This window comes from Arthrobacter sp. KNU40, from assembly GCF_051515115.1.
In the GTDB taxonomy this organism is placed as follows: domain Bacteria; phylum Actinomycetota; class Actinomycetes; order Actinomycetales; family Micrococcaceae; genus Arthrobacter.
Genome location: NZ_CP195850.1, coordinates 5,102,017 through 5,120,179, shown reverse-complemented (window position 1 = coordinate 5,120,179; position 18,163 = coordinate 5,102,017). Strand labels below are relative to the sequence as shown.

Annotated in this window: 15 protein-coding genes; 11 read left to right on the top strand and 4 right to left on the bottom strand. The window is 64.6% G+C overall.

Features of this window, described 5'->3' with window-relative positions; translation table 11 throughout:
- Positions 1–21: 21 nt before the first annotated feature.
- From ACSKT0_RS23900 to ACSKT0_RS23875, 6 genes are all read left to right on the top strand, one after another.
- The gene (locus tag ACSKT0_RS23900; protein WP_437771945.1) at positions 22–2,016 is read left to right on the top strand and encodes a penicillin-binding transpeptidase domain-containing protein; all 1,995 of its coding nucleotides are present in this window, start codon (positions 22–24) and stop codon (positions 2,014–2,016) included.
- A gap of 305 nt (positions 2,017–2,321) precedes the next feature.
- Positions 2,322–3,602 carry an FAD-dependent oxidoreductase gene (locus ACSKT0_RS23895; protein WP_437771944.1) on the top strand — a complete coding sequence of 427 codons (1,281 nt, stop codon included), beginning with the start codon at positions 2,322–2,324 and terminating at the stop codon, positions 3,600–3,602.
- 23 nt (positions 3,603–3,625) lie between these two features.
- Complete coding sequence (locus tag ACSKT0_RS23890; RefSeq protein ID WP_437771943.1) at positions 3,626–4,201, top strand: TetR/AcrR family transcriptional regulator; 576 nt, start codon at positions 3,626–3,628, stop codon at positions 4,199–4,201.
- Positions 4,202–4,245: 44 nt separating this feature from the next.
- Positions 4,246–5,928: an ABC-F family ATP-binding cassette domain-containing protein gene (locus ACSKT0_RS23885; protein WP_437771942.1), complete on the top strand. Its 1,683-nt coding sequence runs from the start codon at positions 4,246–4,248 to the stop codon at positions 5,926–5,928.
- 384 nt (positions 5,929–6,312) lie between these two features.
- Entirely contained in the window at positions 6,313–7,083 is a 771-nt protein-coding gene (locus ACSKT0_RS23880) for a DeoR/GlpR family DNA-binding transcription regulator (protein ID WP_437771941.1), read from the top strand.
- Positions 7,080–8,273 (top strand): MFS transporter, encoded by a 1,194-nt coding sequence (locus ACSKT0_RS23875; RefSeq protein WP_437771940.1) that lies wholly within the window; start codon positions 7,080–7,082, stop codon positions 8,271–8,273. The genes ACSKT0_RS23880 and ACSKT0_RS23875 overlap by 4 nt, the downstream gene beginning before the upstream one ends.
- Positions 8,274–8,349: 76 nt before the next feature.
- Here ACSKT0_RS23875 and ACSKT0_RS23870 read toward each other — a convergent pair whose 3' ends face one another.
- From ACSKT0_RS23870 to ACSKT0_RS23855, 4 genes are all read right to left on the bottom strand, one after another.
- A complete protein-coding gene (locus ACSKT0_RS23870; protein ID WP_437771939.1) occupies positions 8,350–8,763 on the bottom strand; it encodes a hypothetical protein in 414 nt (137 codons plus the stop codon).
- Positions 8,764–8,832: 69 nt separating this feature from the next.
- Positions 8,833–10,080, bottom strand: coding sequence for an ABC transporter permease (locus ACSKT0_RS23865; protein ID WP_437771938.1), 1,248 nt, complete (start codon positions 10,078–10,080; stop codon positions 8,833–8,835).
- Positions 10,077–10,805 carry an ABC transporter ATP-binding protein gene (locus tag ACSKT0_RS23860; protein ID WP_437771937.1) on the bottom strand — a complete coding sequence of 243 codons (729 nt, stop codon included), beginning with the start codon at positions 10,803–10,805 and terminating at the stop codon, positions 10,077–10,079. Before ACSKT0_RS23860 ends, ACSKT0_RS23865 begins: the two co-directional genes overlap by 4 nt.
- 6 nt (positions 10,806–10,811) lie before the next feature.
- Positions 10,812–12,353, bottom strand: coding sequence for an efflux RND transporter periplasmic adaptor subunit (locus ACSKT0_RS23855; protein WP_437771936.1), 1,542 nt, complete (start codon positions 12,351–12,353; stop codon positions 10,812–10,814).
- Positions 12,354–12,516: 163 nt separating this feature from the next.
- Here ACSKT0_RS23855 and ACSKT0_RS23850 point away from each other — a divergent pair, with 163 nt between their 5' ends.
- The 5 genes from ACSKT0_RS23850 (at position 12,517) to ACSKT0_RS23830 (ending at position 18,118) form a co-directional block, all read left to right on the top strand.
- Complete coding sequence (locus tag ACSKT0_RS23850) at positions 12,517–14,013, top strand: bifunctional phosphatase PAP2/diacylglycerol kinase family protein (protein ID WP_437771935.1); 1,497 nt, start codon at positions 12,517–12,519, stop codon at positions 14,011–14,013.
- A 176-nt stretch (positions 14,014–14,189) separates the two neighbouring features.
- Positions 14,190–15,188, top strand: a complete 999-nt coding sequence (locus ACSKT0_RS23845; RefSeq protein ID WP_437771934.1) for an ATP-binding cassette domain-containing protein — start codon at positions 14,190–14,192, stop codon at positions 15,186–15,188.
- Positions 15,185–16,075, top strand: coding sequence for an ABC transporter permease (locus ACSKT0_RS23840; RefSeq protein WP_437771933.1), 891 nt, complete (start codon positions 15,185–15,187; stop codon positions 16,073–16,075). The genes ACSKT0_RS23845 and ACSKT0_RS23840 overlap by 4 nt, the downstream gene beginning before the upstream one ends.
- 64 nt (positions 16,076–16,139) lie before the next feature.
- Positions 16,140–17,426 (top strand): sensor histidine kinase, encoded by a 1,287-nt coding sequence (locus tag ACSKT0_RS23835; RefSeq protein WP_437771932.1) that lies wholly within the window; start codon positions 16,140–16,142, stop codon positions 17,424–17,426.
- A complete protein-coding gene (locus ACSKT0_RS23830; RefSeq protein WP_437771931.1) occupies positions 17,423–18,118 on the top strand; it encodes a response regulator in 696 nt (231 codons plus the stop codon). The genes ACSKT0_RS23835 and ACSKT0_RS23830 overlap by 4 nt, the downstream gene beginning before the upstream one ends.
- The last annotated feature ends 45 nt before the right edge of the window (positions 18,119–18,163 follow it).

The window sequence follows — 18,163 nt, the reverse complement described above, 5'->3', positions numbered from 1 at the left end:
CAAGAAGGCATAATGGCGCAAATGGGGAAAATCAAGAATCTTGTCCTGGGGCTTGCCGCCCTGATGATCGCCGGCTCGCTGACCGCTTGCGATGACGGCCGCTCCGGGGCGGAGGGCGCGGCCAAGCAGCTCGCGTCGTCCCTCGCGGCGCTCGACGTCGGATCGCTCGCCGTCGACGGCAAGGATGCCGCAGCGGCGAATGAACAGCTCAAGGCGGTGTTTGCGGCCCTCGCTCCGGCCAAGCCGTCCGTTGAAAGCGGTGCTGTGAAGCTCGACGGCGACAAAGCGTCGGTCCCGCTCAACTTCACGTGGAAGATCGGAACAGCGGAGTGGAAGTACACCTCCCAGGCCGCGCTGAAGAAGGCGGGCGACAAGTGGGCCGTCCAATGGACTACAACACTCTTGGAGCCGGACCTTAAGGACGGAGAGGTACTGGACAAGACCGTCACTTCCCCGTCCAGGGCCGATATCCTCGGCGCAGGGGACGCGAAATTGGTCAGCTACCGTCCAGTGGTTCACGTGGGCATCGACAAGACAACGATTGGATCGGTTGATCCTGCAGCTTCGGCGGCGAAGCTCGCACAACTGGTCGGCGTGGACGAAGCCGCGTATGTGAAGCAAGTCCAGGCGTCCGGTCCACAGGCATTCGTCAGCGCCATCACCCTGCGCGAGGACGGAAACCGGACAGTCACGGACCAGCAGATTGCGTCGATTCCGGGCGCTCGTGGCATTCCAGATTTCCTGCCTTTGGCACCGACGCGCACCTTCGCCCGGGCTGTGTTGGGTACCGCGGCTGAGGCAAGCGCCGAACAGATCCAAAAGGCCGGGGGTGCCCTCAAGGTAGGAGACACTGTGGGAACAGGCGGCCTGCAGGAGCAGTATGACGCGCAACTCCGAGGTCAGGATGGAGTCTCCATCAAGACCCGGCCGCAGGGCATGACCGACGACCAGATCAAGGCCGCGAGGCCCGACCCCCGCCGATTGCTTTTTGCCGTCAATGTGAAGCCCGGCGATCCGTTGAAGACCACCCTGGATCCGCGTTTGCAGCAACTCGCTGAAGACACCTTGGGCGGCGTCGGCCCGGCCTCGGCCATAGTGGCGCTCCGCCCCTCCACCGGCGCCGTTCTCGCAGCGGCGTCCGGCCCTGGAAGCAACGGCTACAACACGGCAATGCTGGGGCAGTACGCGCCTGGTTCGACGTTCAAGATCGTTGATTCCCTCGCTTTGATCCGCAACGGAATGACGCCGGATTCCAAGGTTGAATGTACGCCAACAATTACAGTGGACGGCCGGACCTTCAAAAACGCCGAAGGCTATCCGGAGTCGTCGCTCGGCTCGGTTGCTTTGCGGGACGCTTTTGCCCATTCGTGCAACACGGCCTTCATCAGTTCCCGGGACAAGGTCAGCCAAGCCCAGCTCCAATCCGCGGCAACTTCATTGGGAGTGGCAGTCCAAGCCCCGAAACTGGGGGCCGATGCCTTCCTGGGATCCGTGCCGGGAAACGCCGACGGCACCGAGCACGCGGCTTCGATGATCGGCCAGGGCAAAGTGCTGCTTTCCCCGCTGGCTGCGGCGATCATGGCAGCTTCAGTGGCCCACGGCGCGCCGGTGTCGCCGCAACTCGTGCTGAACCCCGGCTCAGCCTCACCCTCTGCGGGTGCCACGCCGACGGCTTCCGGCGCGCCGTCGTCGTCGGCCTCTCCCGCCGTGACGGCGTCTCCCGCCGCGCCGGCGTCCGACAAGCCGGTTACGCCGGCGGAGGCAGCCGCGCTTAGCGACATGATGAGGGCTGTGGTGACCTCCGGCCACGCGGGTTTCCTCGCGTCGGTGCCGGGGGCACCCGTTGGCGCGAAGACCGGGACGGCCGAGTTCGGAAACGACAATCCGCCCAAGACGCACGCCTGGATTGTCGCAGTGCACGGAGATCTGGCGGTGGCAGTGTTCGTGGAAGACGGTGGGCTCGGTGCGACAACCAGCGGCCCGCTGCTCAAATCGTTCCTCACCGCGGCTGGCTGAGCCGTCCGCAGACCACTGGTGTTTGTTCTCTGGATGGACGTATTCTCAGGCTGTCACGCCGCGATCATCGCGAACTTGCCACACACCCCGTACCCGGGCCGCACCAGCTCGTAACTGGACATTCCTGACCGCGGCAGGCTGAGCTGCACAGTATTTCGGCACGATAAGTGAGCGAGCGTCGCCGGAAAGAGGGATATATGTGAGCGAGGGTCGCCGGGGGGATGGGCGCCCTGTGGACAGGCCTCCCCGGCGGGTGCACACTTAATTCAACGCTTGTTGAATTAGTTGCAACGGTGGGAGTGGCCATGGACCAGCCTGAAAGCACCACATGCGTCATCGCGGGCGGGGGCCCGGCGGGGGTGATGCTCGGACTCTTGCTGGCCCGGGCCGGCGTCGACGTCACCGTCTTCGAAAAGCACGCCGACTTCCTGCGCGACTTCCGCGGTGACACCGTCCACCCCTCCATCATCCGTCTCTTGGATGAGCTTGGGCTGGGCGAGGGATTCCGGGCTTTGCCCCAAAGCAAGCTCGGCAATTTCAAACTCCCCGCGGGCGGCAAGGAAGTGACCCTGGTCGACTTCGATCGCCTCAAGCCGCCCTACGATTACGTAGCCATGGTTCCGCAATGGGACCTCCTGAATTTCCTGGTGGACGCCGCACAGCAAGAGCCGCAGTTCACGCTCCGGATGAACACCGAGGCCACAGATCTGCTGTACGACGACGGCGGGAAGGTCGCCGGGGTGGCGTACCGCATCCGGGACGCGGCGTCCGGAGTGGAAACCGGGACGGGGGAGCTTCGCGCGACGTTGACGGTGGCATGCGACGGCCGCAGCTCGGTGCTCCGGCAGAAGGCAGGGCTGGTCCCCCGCGAGTTCCCCGTGCCGTTCGACACCTGGTGGTTCAGGCTCTCCCGGCGCGCGGACGAACAGGGACAGTTGGCCTCGATCATGCCCCGCTTCTCCGGCACCGATGTGCTCCTCAGCCTGACGCGCAAGGACTTCTACCAGATCGGCTACATCGCGGAGAAGGGCAAGGACCCGCAAATGCGTGCCGAAGGGGTGGAGAGCTTCCGTTCCCGCGTGGCCCGAATCCGCCCGGATCTGGCGGACCGCGTGGATGAAATCAGGTCCATGGACGATCTCCATTTGCTCGATGTGAAGCTCAACCGGATCAAGCCCTGGCACAAACCAGGCCTCCTCCTCATCGGAGACGCCGCCCACGCGATGTCTCCCGCAGGCGGTGTGGGGATCAACCTGGCTATCCAGGACGCCGTTGCGGCAGCCCGGCGCATCGCCCGCCCATTGCTTCAGGGCACCCTTGTCGAGGCAGATCTCGCTTCAGTGCAGAAGCGCCGCTGGTTCCCCACCGTGGTGATCCAGAATATGCAGCTCCTCATCCAGAAAGCGGTCTTCGGCCCCGCAGTAAAAGGCCAGTTGGTCGGCCCGCCGGGTCTGGTGGTGTTTGCCGCCCGACACGTACCCGGATTCGGGAAACTTCCGGCGCTCATGATCGCCTTCGGGCCGCGGCCCGAGCACGCTCCGGACTTTGCGCGCCGGAAGCCCGCCGTGAACCGGAAACCGGTGTGAACAGGGGTCGCCGCCCGGGACAGGTGAGCAGCCGGGACGCGGTTCTCCGTGCGGCCCGCGAACAGTTCAGCCGCAAAGGTTATGACGCCGCAACAGTCCGGGCCATCGCGGCCGAGGCCGGGGTGGATCCATCCATGATCAACCATCATTTCGGCACCAAGGAGCAGCTGTTCATGGCTGCACTCGAGTCACCCGTGGATCCCAAGGAACACCTGACGGCTGTCCTTGACGGGCCGCGGGACGGCGTCGGGGAGCGGTTGGTATCGCGCTTCCTGACAGTTTGGGACTCTTCCGCGGGGGCGGCCGGAGTCGCCGTTCTCCGCACGGCCATGCAACACGAATGGAGTGCGGCACTGGTCCGCGAGTTCATCCTCAACCGGGCTATCAAACCGTTGCTCGCTGGCCTTGGTGTCCCGGCGGAAGAGGCTTCGTGGCGCGGAAGCCTGGTGGCATCGCAGCTTTCCGGACTCATCCTGACCCGTTACCTGATCAAACTGGAGCCGATCGCTTCGGCCCCGCACGCCGTCGTCGTCCAAGCGCTGGGGCCGACAATCCAGCGCTATCTCACCGGTGCGGTAATCGGCGAACTGTCGGCCTGAGCGAGCGGCTGAGGAGTCCCCGCGGTCCGTGGGAAGATTGGGCAGTGGCCCATATTGACGTTTCAGGCATCGACTACTTCCTCTCCGACGGCACCCAGCTGCTCAACGGTGTGACCTTCAAGGTCCCGGACGGCAGCAAAACGGCCCTCATCGGGCCCAACGGAACGGGAAAGACCACCCTGTTCAAGATCATCGCCGGCGACCTCACGCCCGACGAAGGAGTGGTGGGCCGTTCCGGCACCATGGGCATCATGCGCCAGTTTGTCGGGCAGGTCCGCGATGAATCCACCGTGCGTGACCTGCTCGTTTCAGCCGCGCCGCCGGCCCTCGCCGCGGCCGCCAAGGCGGTCGAAGACGCCGAGCTTGCCATGATGGAGCACGACGACGAGCCCACCCAGATGCGGTACGCCCAAGCGATCGTGGACTGGGGAGACGCCGGAGGGTACGACGTCGAGACCGTATGGGACGAGGTCTGCATGGCCGCACTCGGCATCCCCTTTGACCGCGCACAGCACCGACCGGCGTCGAGCCTTTCGGGCGGCGAGCAGAAGCGGCTGGTGCTTGAGGCACTGTTCTCCGGACCGGATCAGCTTCTCCTCCTCGACGAACCGGACAACTACCTCGACGTTCCAGGCAAGCGTTGGCTCGAAGGCAAGCTCAACGAATCCAAGAAGACGGTCTTCTTCATCAGCCACGACCGCGAGCTGCTCAACAACGCGGCGGGCCGCATCGTGACCCTTGAGCCCGGCATCAACGGGGCCGGTGCCTGGGTGCACGGCGGGGGTTTCGGCACGTATGTGGAAGCGCGTATCGACCGCAACGCGCGCTTCGAGGAACTGCGCAAGCGCTGGGACGAGGAGCACCTGAAGCTCAAGGAACTCGTCATCATGTATAAGACCAAGGCTGCATTCCGCTCCGACATGGCCAACAAGTACCAGGCCGCACAGACGCGGCTCGCCAAGTTCCTGGAGGCCGGACCGCCCGAAGCCCTGCCGCTGGAGCAGAACGTGCACATGCGCCTCAAGGGAGGCCGGACGGCCAAGCGCGCCGTGGTGGCTGAAAAGCTTGAACTCACGGGCTTGATGAAGCCGTTCTCCACCGAGATCTGGTTCGGCGACCGCGTGGGCGTGCTCGGTTCCAATGGTTCGGGCAAGAGCCACTTCCTGCGGCTCCTCGCGGCAGGCGGCACCGACCCGGAGCGCGAGCACTTGCCCGTTTCCGACGTCGAAATCGCTGAGGTCCCGCACGAAGGCACCGTTAAACTAGGTGCCAGGATCCGTCCCGGATTCTTTGCGCAGACCCATTCCCGTCCGGATCTTCTCGGCCGGACGCTCCTGGACATCCTGCACCGGGGCGACGAACACCGTTCCGGTCTGGGCCGCGAAGCCGCTTCCGGCGCGCTCGACTCCTACGGGCTGGTGGGCTCGGCCGAGCAGAAGTACGAGTCGCTCTCCGGCGGGCAGCAGGCGCGTTTCCAGATCCTGCTCCTCCAGCTGTCCGGCGCCACCCTCCTGCTTCTGGACGAACCCACGGACAACCTGGACCTGCACTCCGGCGAAGCATTGGAACGCGCGATCGACGCGTTCGAGGGCACTGTCCTCGCCGTCACGCACGATCGCTGGTTCGCGAAGTCCTTCGACCGTTTCCTCGTCTTCGGATCCGACGGCAAGGTCTACGAATCCGCCGAGCCCGTCTGGGACGAGTCCCGGGTGGAACGGGCGCGCTAGCTTCCACCCGCTCCCCCGGGCGCCGAGCCCGGGTCCCGATGCGGGCCCGGGAACGCACGACGCTGTCCCGCGTCTTGGAACCCTCGCTCACCTATGGCGCGTTTCTTCGGAACGCTCGCTCACCTATGGCGCGTTTCTTCTGAACCCTCGCTCACCTTTGACGGGTCGCCACGAGACGCTAGCTCTCCTCTAGTGAGCGAGCGTCGGCCGAAAGTGGCCCATAGGTGAGCGGGCGTCGGCTTGAAACGCCTCATAGGTGAGCGAGCGTTTGAGCCGTTCGGCACGCAGGGCGCCTTCCGCGCCCAGTTCCCGCGCCTTCCGCGCCCACGCGGACATATGATCACCAGTTATGATTAGATGATCATTTCCGGATAGCATATGAGCATGAGGACTGCTGACCGCCACCGGCTCATTGGCGAGCTGCTGCGCAAACGCGAAGAGATCACCGTTGACGAACTCGTTGCCGAATGCGGAGCATCGGGGGCCACTATTCGTCGCGACCTGGAAATCCTCGCTTCCCACGGTGTCCTCCGCCGGGTGCATGGGGGCGCCCGCAGCCTAGTGGACCGCGGCGACAACCCCGGCTATGGGCAGCGCGAACTGGAGGACCAGGATGCCAAGGAGAGAATCGCCGTCGCCGTCGAACGGTTGCTCCGCGACCGCGATCACGTGTGGCTGGACAGCGGTTCCACGGCAACGGAGATCGCGCGCCGGCTCGCGCCGCGGGAATTGACCATTATGCCGATGTCCCTTCGCGCGGTGGAATTCCTGGCGACGGACCTTCCCTCTGGGCGGCGTCCGGGTCTCCTATTGCCCGGTGGCAGCCTGGTTCCCGGCGAGCAGTCATTCCGGGGACCGATGGCAGAGGCCAACATCCGCTCCTTGCGCTTTGACGCCGCCGTCGTCACGCCGTGCGCCATCAACCTCAAAGACGGCCTGCTGGCGCACGATCTCGAGGACGCCGCGATCAAGCGGGCAGGCCTGGAATCGGCGGGGCGGGTGATCGTGGCCTGCACAGGAAGTAAATGGAATGCACAGGCCGTGGCCTTGGTCGCAGCCATGGACGCGGTAGACGTCATTGTGACGGACCGGAAGCCAAGCACTGAAGAACGCACCCTACTTGAAAATCTCTCCGTGGAAGTTGTGATCGTATGACCACCAGCACCCGAACCGCTCCGAACGTCAAAGCCGCGGCAATTGCCACTTTCCTGGTCTTCGGCATGAACGGGCTGGTTTTTGCCAGCTGGGCGGCACGCATACCCGCCGTCACCCAGACGCTGCACCTGACATCCGGACAGATGGGCACCCTCCTGTTGTGCACCGCCGTCGGGTCCCTTGTGGCGCTCCCCTCCGCGGGATGGGTTGTGGGCAGGATCGGTACGGCCGGTACCGTCCGCGCCGCGGGGCTCCTTGCCGCCTCCGCCGGAGCGGCGATCGCCTTCTCCTTGATGGCCGGATCCGTGGCCGCCACCGCGCTGGCGCTCTTTTTCTTCGGTGTGGGGGTCGGTCTGTGGGATGTGTCGCAGAATATCGAAGGGGCCGACGTCGAACACCGCCTCGGGCGTACCATCATGCCGAAGTTCCACGCCGCTTTCAGCGGGGGCGCCTTTGTGGGTGCGCTGATTGGTGCGTGGCTTTCCGAGATCGGCGTCGGACTTCCGGAGCACCTGCTGGTCATCGCCGCCGTCGTGGTTCTTCTCACCTTGACGGCGCCGCGTTACTTCATGCCCCACGAAACCACGGGAACGACGCCCGACGACGGCGCGCCCGCCGTGAAGGGTCCGTCGGCGTGGCGCGACGCCCGCACCTTGTTGATCGGCGTCGTGGTCCTGGGAGCGACCCTCACGGAAGGCGCCGGAAACGACTGGATCGCCAAGGCCTCGGTGGATGGCCTGAATACTTCCGAATCAACGGGCGCTCTTTTGTTTGCGCTCTTCGTGGCCGCGATGACCCTGATGCGTTTCCTTGGCGGCCGCGCGATCGACAGGTTCGGACGTGTAGCCGTGTTGCGGGTCAGCATGGCCGCCGCGGCAGTGGGCCTGGCTCTCTTCGTCTTCGCGGGCAACCTCATCCTTGCCGGGGTGGGTGCGGCCCTTTGGGGTATCGGCGCGGCCTTGGCCTTCCCGATGGGCATGTCCGCTGCTGCCGACGATCCGAAACACGCAGCCGCACGCGTCTCGGTGGTTTCGACAATCGGTTATGTGGCGTTTCTGGCCGGCCCGCCGCTTCTGGGATACCTGGGTGACCACACCGGCATCCACATGGCTCTCCTTGCCATCGGCGTGCCGATCCTGATCGCACTATGGCTGGCCGGCGCCGCGAAGCCCCTGGTTAAAAGCAACTAGCTCGCAGTTGTTGTCGTTTTGAAGGCCCAGAACGACAACAACTGCGAGTTAGTTGGGTGGTTACAACGAGGGGTGGTTACGGTGCTGAGGTGGCGGGAGCCGAAGGAACTGCGCTCGGCGATGCCCCGTTGGTCGGTGCGCCGCTTTGCCGGTTCCGGCCTTGGCCGCCCTGGCCGTTGAAGTTCTGGAACTGGCCGCGGCCGGGACGGGCCTGGCCGGCATCCATGAGCTTGGTGACACCGACGCCTCCGAAGAAGCCGACTGCAACCAGCAGCACCGCAAGGAGGATCTGCGTCAGGCGACCCATCTTGAAGCGCTTCTTGGGCACGAACGGCTCCGTCGCTTGGGGTTGGCCCCAACCCTGTCCGGTAGGTTCCTGGCCGGTGGCTTGCAGGACGGCGGTCGGCTGTCCGGCGTGGGGCTGTTGGGTGTAGGGCTGCTGGGGCTCCGGCTGGTTCGTGGGGCCGGGCTCCGGTGCTGAATAGGACATTTGTGGATCTCCTGTTGGCTGTTTCTTTTTGAGTTGCTGGGGAGTTGCTGGAGCTGGAACTGTGGGCGGTTATTCGTACCGCAGGGCGTCGATCGGCCGCAGTTTCGCTGCCTTGTTGGCCGGGTAGATTCCGAAAATCAGGCCGATCGCCGCGGATACCAGGAACGACAGCCACACCGTCCACCACTGGACTTCGGGTTGAGTTCCCAGCAGGGGGAAGGCGCTCCCGATGTAGCCCGCGGCGATTCCGAGGACCCCGCCGATCAGCGAAATGATGAGCGATTCGATGAGGAACTGGCTCACGATGCTGCCCCGCGAGGCTCCGATCGCCTTGCGGATGCCGATTTCGCGGGTACGTTCGGTGACCGTGACGAGCATGATGTTCATGACGCCGATTCCTCCCACCAGGAGCGAAATGCCGGCCACAGCGCCCAAAAGGATGGTCAGCGTGGCCGTGGTGGTGGTAGCCGTCGTGAGGATCTGCGCCTGGTTCCGCACTTGATAGTCGCGGTTGGCGGAGGTGACGTTGTGCCGGGCATCGAGGATCATCTGGACCTCGTTCTGGGCCTGGTTCATCACGTCCGCCGACTTCGCCTGGACCGTGATGGAGGCGAGGGACGGCGAGTATCCGGTGAACTTGTCCTGGGCCGCACTGTAGGGGATCACCACAATGTCGTCTGGATCGTTGAGCCCCGAGGACCCTTTTTGGGCCAGCACGCCGGAGACCACGAAGTTCTGGCCGTTGAGGGCGATCGTCTGCCCCACGGCCGAGGTCACCGAGCTGCCCACCAGGTCCTGCGCCACGGTATTGCCGATCACGGCCACTGCGGTGCCGCTGCTTGCGTCACCGTCGCTGAAGTAGGACCCCGCCGCGAGGGTGTCGTTCGAAATGGAAAAGTACGACGGCGTGGTCCCCACGAACGTTGCGATCGCGTGGGTTGCGTCCTGGTAAGTACCCGTGACGTTCTGTGCCGTGACCACCGGAGCCGTTGCGGCGACGTCGGGGGCCATGACGGGATCCGTCAGCGCGGCCATGTCCTGCAGCGTGAGGTTGGTGCCACGGGACCGCGGACCGGTGACGGCTTGCCCGCCGCCCGCGGCGCGGCCGCCCGCCGTCGTCTGGCGGCTCACAGTGAGCACGTTGGTTCCCAGCTTGCCGATCTGGGCCTTGATGGCGTTGGAGGTTCCGGCGCCCACGGCCAGCAGGATGATGACGGATGCGATGCCGATCAGGATGCCCAGGGTGGTGAGGATGGAGCGCATCTTGTTGGCCATCACCCCGGTCAGGGCGAAGCGGACTGATTCGGCGATCATCATGCCGGCACCGCCGTCGCTACAGGGTGCGCATTAACTGCACGGACCCGGTGGTCCTCAATGATGTGCCCGTCCTGGAAGCGTACGACGCGGTTGGCCCGCGCCGCGACGTCGGCTTCGTGGGTGATCATCACGATGGTCCGGCCATTGGCGTGCAAGGACTCGAAGAGATCCAGGATCTCGTGCGAGGACTTGGTGTCCAAGGCTCCCGTCGGCTCGTCGGCCAGCAGCAGCACCGGGTTGGTCACGAGCGCCCGGGCGATGGCAACACGCTGTTGCTGTCCGCCGGAGAGCTGCGAAGGCTTGTGGTCGGCCCGCTCCGCCAAACCCACCGAACCGAGCACTTCCACGGCCCGCTCGCGCCGTTCCTTGCGGTGCACTTTTGCGTACGCGAGGGGCATGGACACGTTGTCCACTGCACGCGTGCGCGGAATCAGGTTGAAGTTCTGGAAGACGAAGCCGATTTTCCGGTTGCGGATCTGGGCGAGCTGGAATTCGTCCAGGGTCCCGGTATCGATGCCGTCCAGGTGATAAGTCCCCTGGGTGGCGCCGTCGAGGCAGCCGATGATGTTCATCATCGTGGACTTTCCCGAGCCCGAGGCGCCGATGATGGCCACGAAGTCGCCCCGGTCAATGGAGATGCTGACGGAATCGAGTGCCCGTACTTCGGCCTCCCCTTTGCCATAGATCTTGCTCACGGAGTCCAGTTGGATGACGGCGTCGTTCACGGCTGCTTACCCGCCATTTCCGCGGGTGCCACCGGTGCCGCCCGTAACTCCGGCGCCGCCTGTACCACCGAACCCTCCCGTTCCGCCAAGTCCGCCCGTCCCGGTCCGTCCGGTAGTGCCGGTGGTGTCCAGGGTGGAGGAGATGGCCGGGAGTTCAATCTGATCGCCCGCACTGAGTCCCGTGAGCACCTGGGTGCGCCCGTTGTCAGTGATCCCGGTGGTGATGGTCACCGCCGTCGTGGTCCCGTTCTTCATGACGTTGACGGTCTGCCGTGTTCCCGTGGTGGTGATGGCCAGCGAAGGCACCGTCAAAGCGTTCTTGGCGGTAGCCGTGGTCACGGAGATGTTTGCGCTCTGGCCGAGCCGGAGGGCGGCCGGGGGGTTCTTGATGGAGATCGTCACGGGGTAGCTGACCACGTTGTTCGTGGTTGTGGCGTTCTGGGCGATCGCGGTTATGGTCCCGGTGACGGGTGGCGCGGAGGGGTCGGTCTTGAGCGCCGGGAAAGTGAAGGTGGCTGAGTCGCCGGTCTTCATGGCGGCAATGTCCGATTCGGCGAAGTTGGCGATGACCTGCAGGTGCGCGGTGTCGCTGATGGTGATCAGTCCGGAAGACGATGTGCTCGCGGAGCTTGCGGAAGTGCCAGCGGAACCGGAAGCTCCGGAGGAGCCGGAACCGGACGACCCGGAAGGGGATGAGCCGGAGCTGCTGCCGGCATTGCCTCCGACGACGGCGTTCACAGCGGTGACCGTTCCTGAAACCGGGGCCGCGAGTGAGCAGGACGCCAGGTTCTTGGTTGCGGTGTCGACGGCAATCTGGGCCGACGTCGTATTGGATGTGGCGCCGCCACCGCTTTGGGCGGAATTGAGGGCCGTCGCAGCCGAGGCAATCTGCTCTTTGTCCTTGAGGGCCGAGCTGGCTTGCTGGTTGACGGCTTGGGTCAGTGCCTGGTTGTCCTTCGCCAGCTGGGCCTGTGCCGTATTGAGCGCGTTCTGGGCCGGCTGGCTGCTGGGCTGGGCGCTGGCAGCGGTCTGAGCCGCAGCGACAGTCGCATTGTCATTGTTCACGGCTGTCTGCGCGGCGGCGACGGCACTGGCCTGCTGGCTCGCGTCCAGGTTGGCCGTTTGTTGGGCGTTGGCCAGGCTCTGATTCGCCGAAGCTACCTGGTTGCTTGCCGAGGCCTGCTGTTGGTTTGCCTGCGCGGCGGCGGAATCCAGTTGGGCCTGGGCGACGGCCAGGGCATTCTGGGCGTTCGTCGGATCAATGGTCACCAGCACCTGCCCGGCCGTGACTTGCTGACCGGTCACAGCGGAAACAGTGGCGATGGGCCCGGTGCAGTTCTGCGCGTTGATGACCGTGGTGCTTGCGGGCGAGACGTTTCCGCTCGCCGTAGAGACGGCGGCGAGGTCCGCTGCGCTGACCGCGACGGTGCGGGCGGTGGTGTCGGCGGCGGTTTGCGGCACGCCGTTCAGCACGAAGAAGGCGCCGGCGGCAATGCCGATAACGGCCACCCCGATGCCGCTGTTGATGAGTTGAGGCTTTGAGAGCATGCCCGAAGACTATGATCGCTCTCTTGGAGAAGACCGAGTGCTACCTGATGGTTTACCCTATGTGACGCCCTGCGGGGCGTGCCGTTTCCCTCGAGTTTGTTTGTGGGGGAAGAACGACCCCCACTATCCCACTTCTTTAACAGTCCGCCGATAGTCTGGTGGAATGCGAAGCATGCTGCGATGGGGATCAGGGCGGATAGCGCGACTCGATCGGGCGGCGGTCCGAGCAGTCTCGCGGTGGCCGGAGGGCTCGCATGACGCCGTTCTGAAAAACCTTTCGGAGGCCGCAACAAAGGGCAAGCTATGGTTTGCCGTAGCTGGAGTTTGCGCGGGATTTCCCGGTAAACCCCGCAACGCGGCGATCCACGGACTCCTGGCCCTTGGCGTTGCGTCGGCCGTCACCAATCTGGGTTTCAAGACGCTGCTTCCGCGGGCGCGGCCGTTGCCCGAACTCCTTCCGGCTTTTCGCTTTGTCAACCCGCAGCCCACCAGTTCCTCGATGCCTTCGGGCCATTCGGCGTCTGCCGTTGCATTCACTCTTGGCGTCGCGCTGGTATATCCCCGTCTTGGTGGAGCTCTTGCTCCTGTTGCGGCAGGTGTGGCGTATTCCCGGGTTCATACAGGCGCCCACTGGCCCTCCGACGTCGTGCTCGGCTCGGCGATAGGGGCCGGAGCGGCACTCCTGACCCGAAAGTGGTGGCCGGCCAGACCTCCCGTTCCGGATACAGACCGTTCACCGGCCGATGCCCCCGCAGTCGGCGACGGCGAGGGGCTAAGCATTGCGGTCAACGCCCTCGGCGGTTCCTACTCGCCGGACACCGAGACGCAGCTTCGAGAAATATTCCCCAAGTCGCATATAAGTCTGATTTCCGATGGTGATGACGTGGTTGAAGAAATCCGGGCCGCAGCAGGGCGCCCCGGGACGAAGGCCTTGGGCGTGTGGGGCGGCGACGGAACGGTCGGCACTGCCGCGGCGGCCGCCGTCGAGCACTCACTGCCCTTGCTGGTGCTGCCCGGCGGAACGCTGAACCATTTCGCACGTGACGTAGACGCCCGATCGCTGGAAGGGGCCCTACAGGCCGCCAAAACGGGAGCAGCAGCATGGACAGACCTGGGCCATGTGAGCGCGGGCCGCGGCGTCGATGGCAAGGACGAGACCACCGAGCTCATCATGCTCAATACGGCAAGCATCGGTGTCTATCCCAACCTGGTGCGGCGACGCGAACGGCTGCAGCCCGCCCTGGGGAAGCCCCTCGCGGGACTCGTCGCAGGCCTGCGCACCTTCGGCGCGGCGACGCCGACCACCCTCCGGATCAACGGCGTCCCTCACACGTTGTGGATCCTCTACCTGGGCCGTGGCCGCTACTACCCGCGGGACCTGGCGCCGCTGACGCGTCCTGTGCTTGACGACGGCGTGTTGGACATCCGTATGGTCACGGCCGATGAGCCTTTCGCGCGGCTGCGTCTGCTGTGGGCGGTCCTCACCGGAACCGTGGGTACCTCCAAGGTGACCCACCTTAGCGAGGCTGCGGAGCTCAGCATCGAAGCGATCGGAGAACCGCTGGTGATTGCGGTCGACGGCGAGCCGTTGGCTGGTGTGCGGACCGCGGAGTTCACTGTCAAGCGCCGGGCGCTGCGGGTGTATTCGCCGCTTTACTAGAGTTTGCTAGCGCTTTCCCGGTGCCCGGGAAGACCTGACCGCGACCGGAATCATCCATAGGGACTACCCTGAGCGGCCCCTGAATCATCCCTGAGACCGGCGAATTCCGTCGCACCGGTGGTTAGCGTTGTACTTACAGTCACCACATAGCTGCAGCAAGCGGAGGGAACGCTTCCATGATTGAAGCAACAGGCTTGAGGAAGGTCTACGGCGCAAAGACAGCCGTGGACGGAATCAGCTTCACCGTACAGCCCGGGAAAGTCACGGGCTTCCTTGGCCCGAACGGCGCCGGCAAGTCCACCACCATGCGCATGATCATGGGTCTCGACCGTCCGACGTCGGGCGACGTCATCGTCAACGGCCGGCACTACTCCCAGCACAAAGCCCCGCTCCACCAAGTCGGAGCGCTGCTCGATGCCAAGGCGGTGCACACCAGCCGCAGCGCGTACAACCACCTGCGCGCCATGGCCGCAACCCACGGGATTCCGAACTCGCGCGTCGAGGAAGTCATCGAGATGACAGGCCTCACCGCAGTTGCCAAGAAGAAGGCCGGAGGGTTCTCCCTCGGCATGGGCCAGCGGCTTGGCATCGCCAACGCACTGCTGGGTGATCCCCAGACGCTCATCCTCGACGAACCGGTCAACGGACTGGACCCCGAGGGCGTCCAGTGGGTCAGGAACCTTGCACGCTACCTGGCAAGCCAGGGCAAGACCATCTTCATTTCCAGCCACCTCATGTCCGAGATGGCCCAGACCGCGGACCACCTCATTGTGATCGGTCGCGGCAGGATCATTGCCGACACTACGGTGGATGCGCTGATCGAGAGCCAGAGCCGCAAGCGCACTTTGGTCCGAACCTCCGAGACCACTCGCTTGTCCGAGTTGCTGGCCCGCGACGGTGTCCGCGTGGAGCAGAACGAACGTGAAACCTTGGAAGTGTACGGAGTGGAGCCGGTCCGCATTGCCGAGCTCGCCCTCGACAACCGGGTACTGGTCTACGAGCTCACTCCGCTCACGTCGTCGCTGGAAGAGGCCTACTTCCAGCTGACCAAGGACGAAGTGGAATACCACTCGCACATCACCGGCGGACCGGCAGCACCAGGCGGGCCTCTGGACGGAAGCCCTGCCGGCGTCGGCGCCACCTCCGCTGCCAATTTGGAAGGGATCCAGTCATGAGCACCACCACCATCAGCAAGAAACATGCGGTCCCGTCAGCCGGGACCGGTGGCGTCACTTTCCTCCGGGTATTGAACTCCGAATCCATCAAGTTCCGCACCCTCATGAGCACCAAGCTTCTGTTGGTCCTGACCTTCGTGGCAATTGTCGGCATCGGCCTCCTGTCCGCCCTGGTCCGCTGGAACTTCATCAACCAGATGGTCGAAGTCGGCCGGCAGGGTCACAAGGAAACGGTGCAGCAAGCCGTTGACTCCTTCCCGCCAGGTTCGGGATTCAACCTTTACAACCTGCCGAACGCCGGACTCAATATCGGCATCCTCGTCATGGGTTCCCTGGCCGTACTCTTCATTGCTTCCGAGTACGCCACCGGCATGATCCGGTCAACCATGAACGCGGCACCGGGCCGGCTCTCCACTTTCGGTGCCAAAGCCGTGGTCCTGGTTGTGGTGTCCTACGTGCTTTCGCTAGTGGCCGGCGTCGTGACCTTCCTGTTGGCGTCACCCATGTTCGCCAACTTCGGCCTTGACCTTGGCTGGAACACAGACGGCGTCCTCTACAGCGTTTTCACCGGTGGCCTTTACGTCTCCGGGGTAGCGCTGATCGGCCTCTCGCTCGGAACACTGCTGAAGAACCCGGCCGGCGGCATCACTGTCCTGGTGGGCATCATGTTCGTCCTCCCGTTCGCTGGCCAGTTCCTCGGCCTCGCACCTGGAGACTTCTGGAAGTACGTCCCGCAGTACCTGCCCAGTGAGGCCGGTGGTCGCTTCTTGTCGATCGGCCACGTAGACGGCACCCTGGATCCGTGGGCGGGCGGCCTCGTGTTCCTTGGCTACGTGATCTTGTTCATGATTCCTGCCCTCATTGTGCTCAAGAAGCGCGACGTCTGATTCGCGATCACCTGATTCGCAATCCAGGGACACCCGCTCCGGCCAAGGCCACTAGGCTCGAGCCATGAGTGAAGAGTTGCCAGCACAGGACGCGTCGGCCCACGTGGCCGATGCGTCCTTTGCTGAAATCACGCTGCGCCGCCGCGGCAGGATCCGCCGCTATCTCTTTGAGCACCCGCGGGTCATGGACGCAGTGGTGGTGCTTTGCTATTCGCTCCTGGCACTGCCTACCTTCATCAGCTCCATGGTGGAAGGCAAATGGTTCGCCGCCCTGCTGCTCCTTGCCATTGCCGCCATCCTGTTCCTTCGACGCCGCAACCCGCTTAGTGTCACTGCGGCCGTTGCGGTCCTCGAAGTGGCCGTGACGCTGCTGAATCCCTGGGGGTCGAACGTCTCGGCAGGACTGTGGTTTGCGCTGTACGCGGTGGCCGTGGCGAGGGCCCGGACCTTCGCATTGACGGTGTTTGGCGCCGCGAGCCTGCCGCTGACCCTCGTGTATCTGTTCATGTGGACCAGCCCGGCGGCCCCAGCCAACGGAGAGGCGATTCCGGAGAATTTCCACCTCATCAGCAACATCGCCGCCGCGGTCAGCATTTTGCTGTCCAACCTGATCGCCACCGGCATCGGCATTTCGGTGCGGCAGCGGCGTGAGCACGAGAGCGAAATCAGGGCCTGGGCAGCCCGCACGGCCCGCTTGGGTTCCGTGACCGAACGCAACCGGATCGCCCGGGAGATGCACGACGTCGTGGCCCACTCCCTCACCGTCATGATCAGCCTCTCGGACGGCGCCGCCGTCGTGGTCAAGAAGGATCCCGAGCGCGCGGGTGAGGTGCTCGGTGAGTTGTCCCGCACTGGCAGGACTGCGCTGGCGGACATGCGCCGCGTCCTCGGCGTGCTGCGGGAAGACTCCGCGCGTCCGGCGCCTTTGGAGCCTTTGGTTTCCGGGCACGACTTGAGCAAACTGCTGGATGGATTCCGGACGGCGGGGCTGCCGTTGCACTATTCGCACACGGGACCTGCCCTTCCTGAGGACCCGGCGTTCCAGCTCACCGTCTACCGGATCGTGCAAGAATCCCTGACAAACGTGCTCAGGTACGGCCGTTCCTTGAGCCAAGTGGATGTGAGGATCGTGCGGGAGGGCGACTCGGTCACCATTGAAGTGCTCGACGACGGCCGGGGCTCCCGGGATCCGGGCACCGAAGAGGCGGTCCTGGGAACGGGCCAAGGCATCGCGGGGATGCGTGAACGTGCAGGAATCTATGCTGGAACGGTGGATGCCGGTCCTGGAATACACGGCGGGTGGCGCGTTCATGCGGAGCTGAACTGGAATGGGGACAAGGGGAAATCATGACTGACAATGCTCCCATCAGGGTTCTGCTGGTGGACGACCAGCCCTTGCTGCGCATGGGATTTCGGCTGATCCTGGAAGGCGAAGACGATCTCGAGGTGGTGGGCGAAGCCTCCGACGGCGCCGAAGCAGTCCGGAAGGTCGAGGAACTGGAACCGGACGTGGTGCTCATGGACGTCCGGATGCCTGCCGTGGATGGAATTGAAGCCACACGGCGGATCACGGCCTCGGCATCCAACGCCAGGATCATCATCCTGACTACTTTCGACCTCGATGAATATGCCTTCTCAGGCCTTCAGGCAGGGGCCTCCGCGTTCCTGCTGAAGGATGTTGCGCCTGCGGAGTTGGTCCAGGGCGTCCGGCTTGTGGCCAGCGGCGACGCCGTGGTGGCTCCGAGGGTCACCCAGAGGCTCCTGGAGACCTACGTCCGCGGAGGCCGCGTACCCGGCCAGGCTACGGCCCAACCCCGCGATCCGCTGCTCGAAGGATTGACGCCTCGCGAAACCGAGATGCTGGAGGCTATAGCCGGAGGGCTGTCCAACGCGGAAATCGCGCACAAGTTCTTCCTGTCCGAAGCGACAGTCAAGACCCACGTCCGGCGGATCCTCACCAAGCTGCACTTGCGCGACCGGGTCCAAGTGGTGGTCTACGCCTACGAAACAGGACTCGTGATCCCGAGCAACCCGGATTACTAACGACGCGGCTTACTGGTGACGCGCAAGAGGACCAGCGAACTAGAC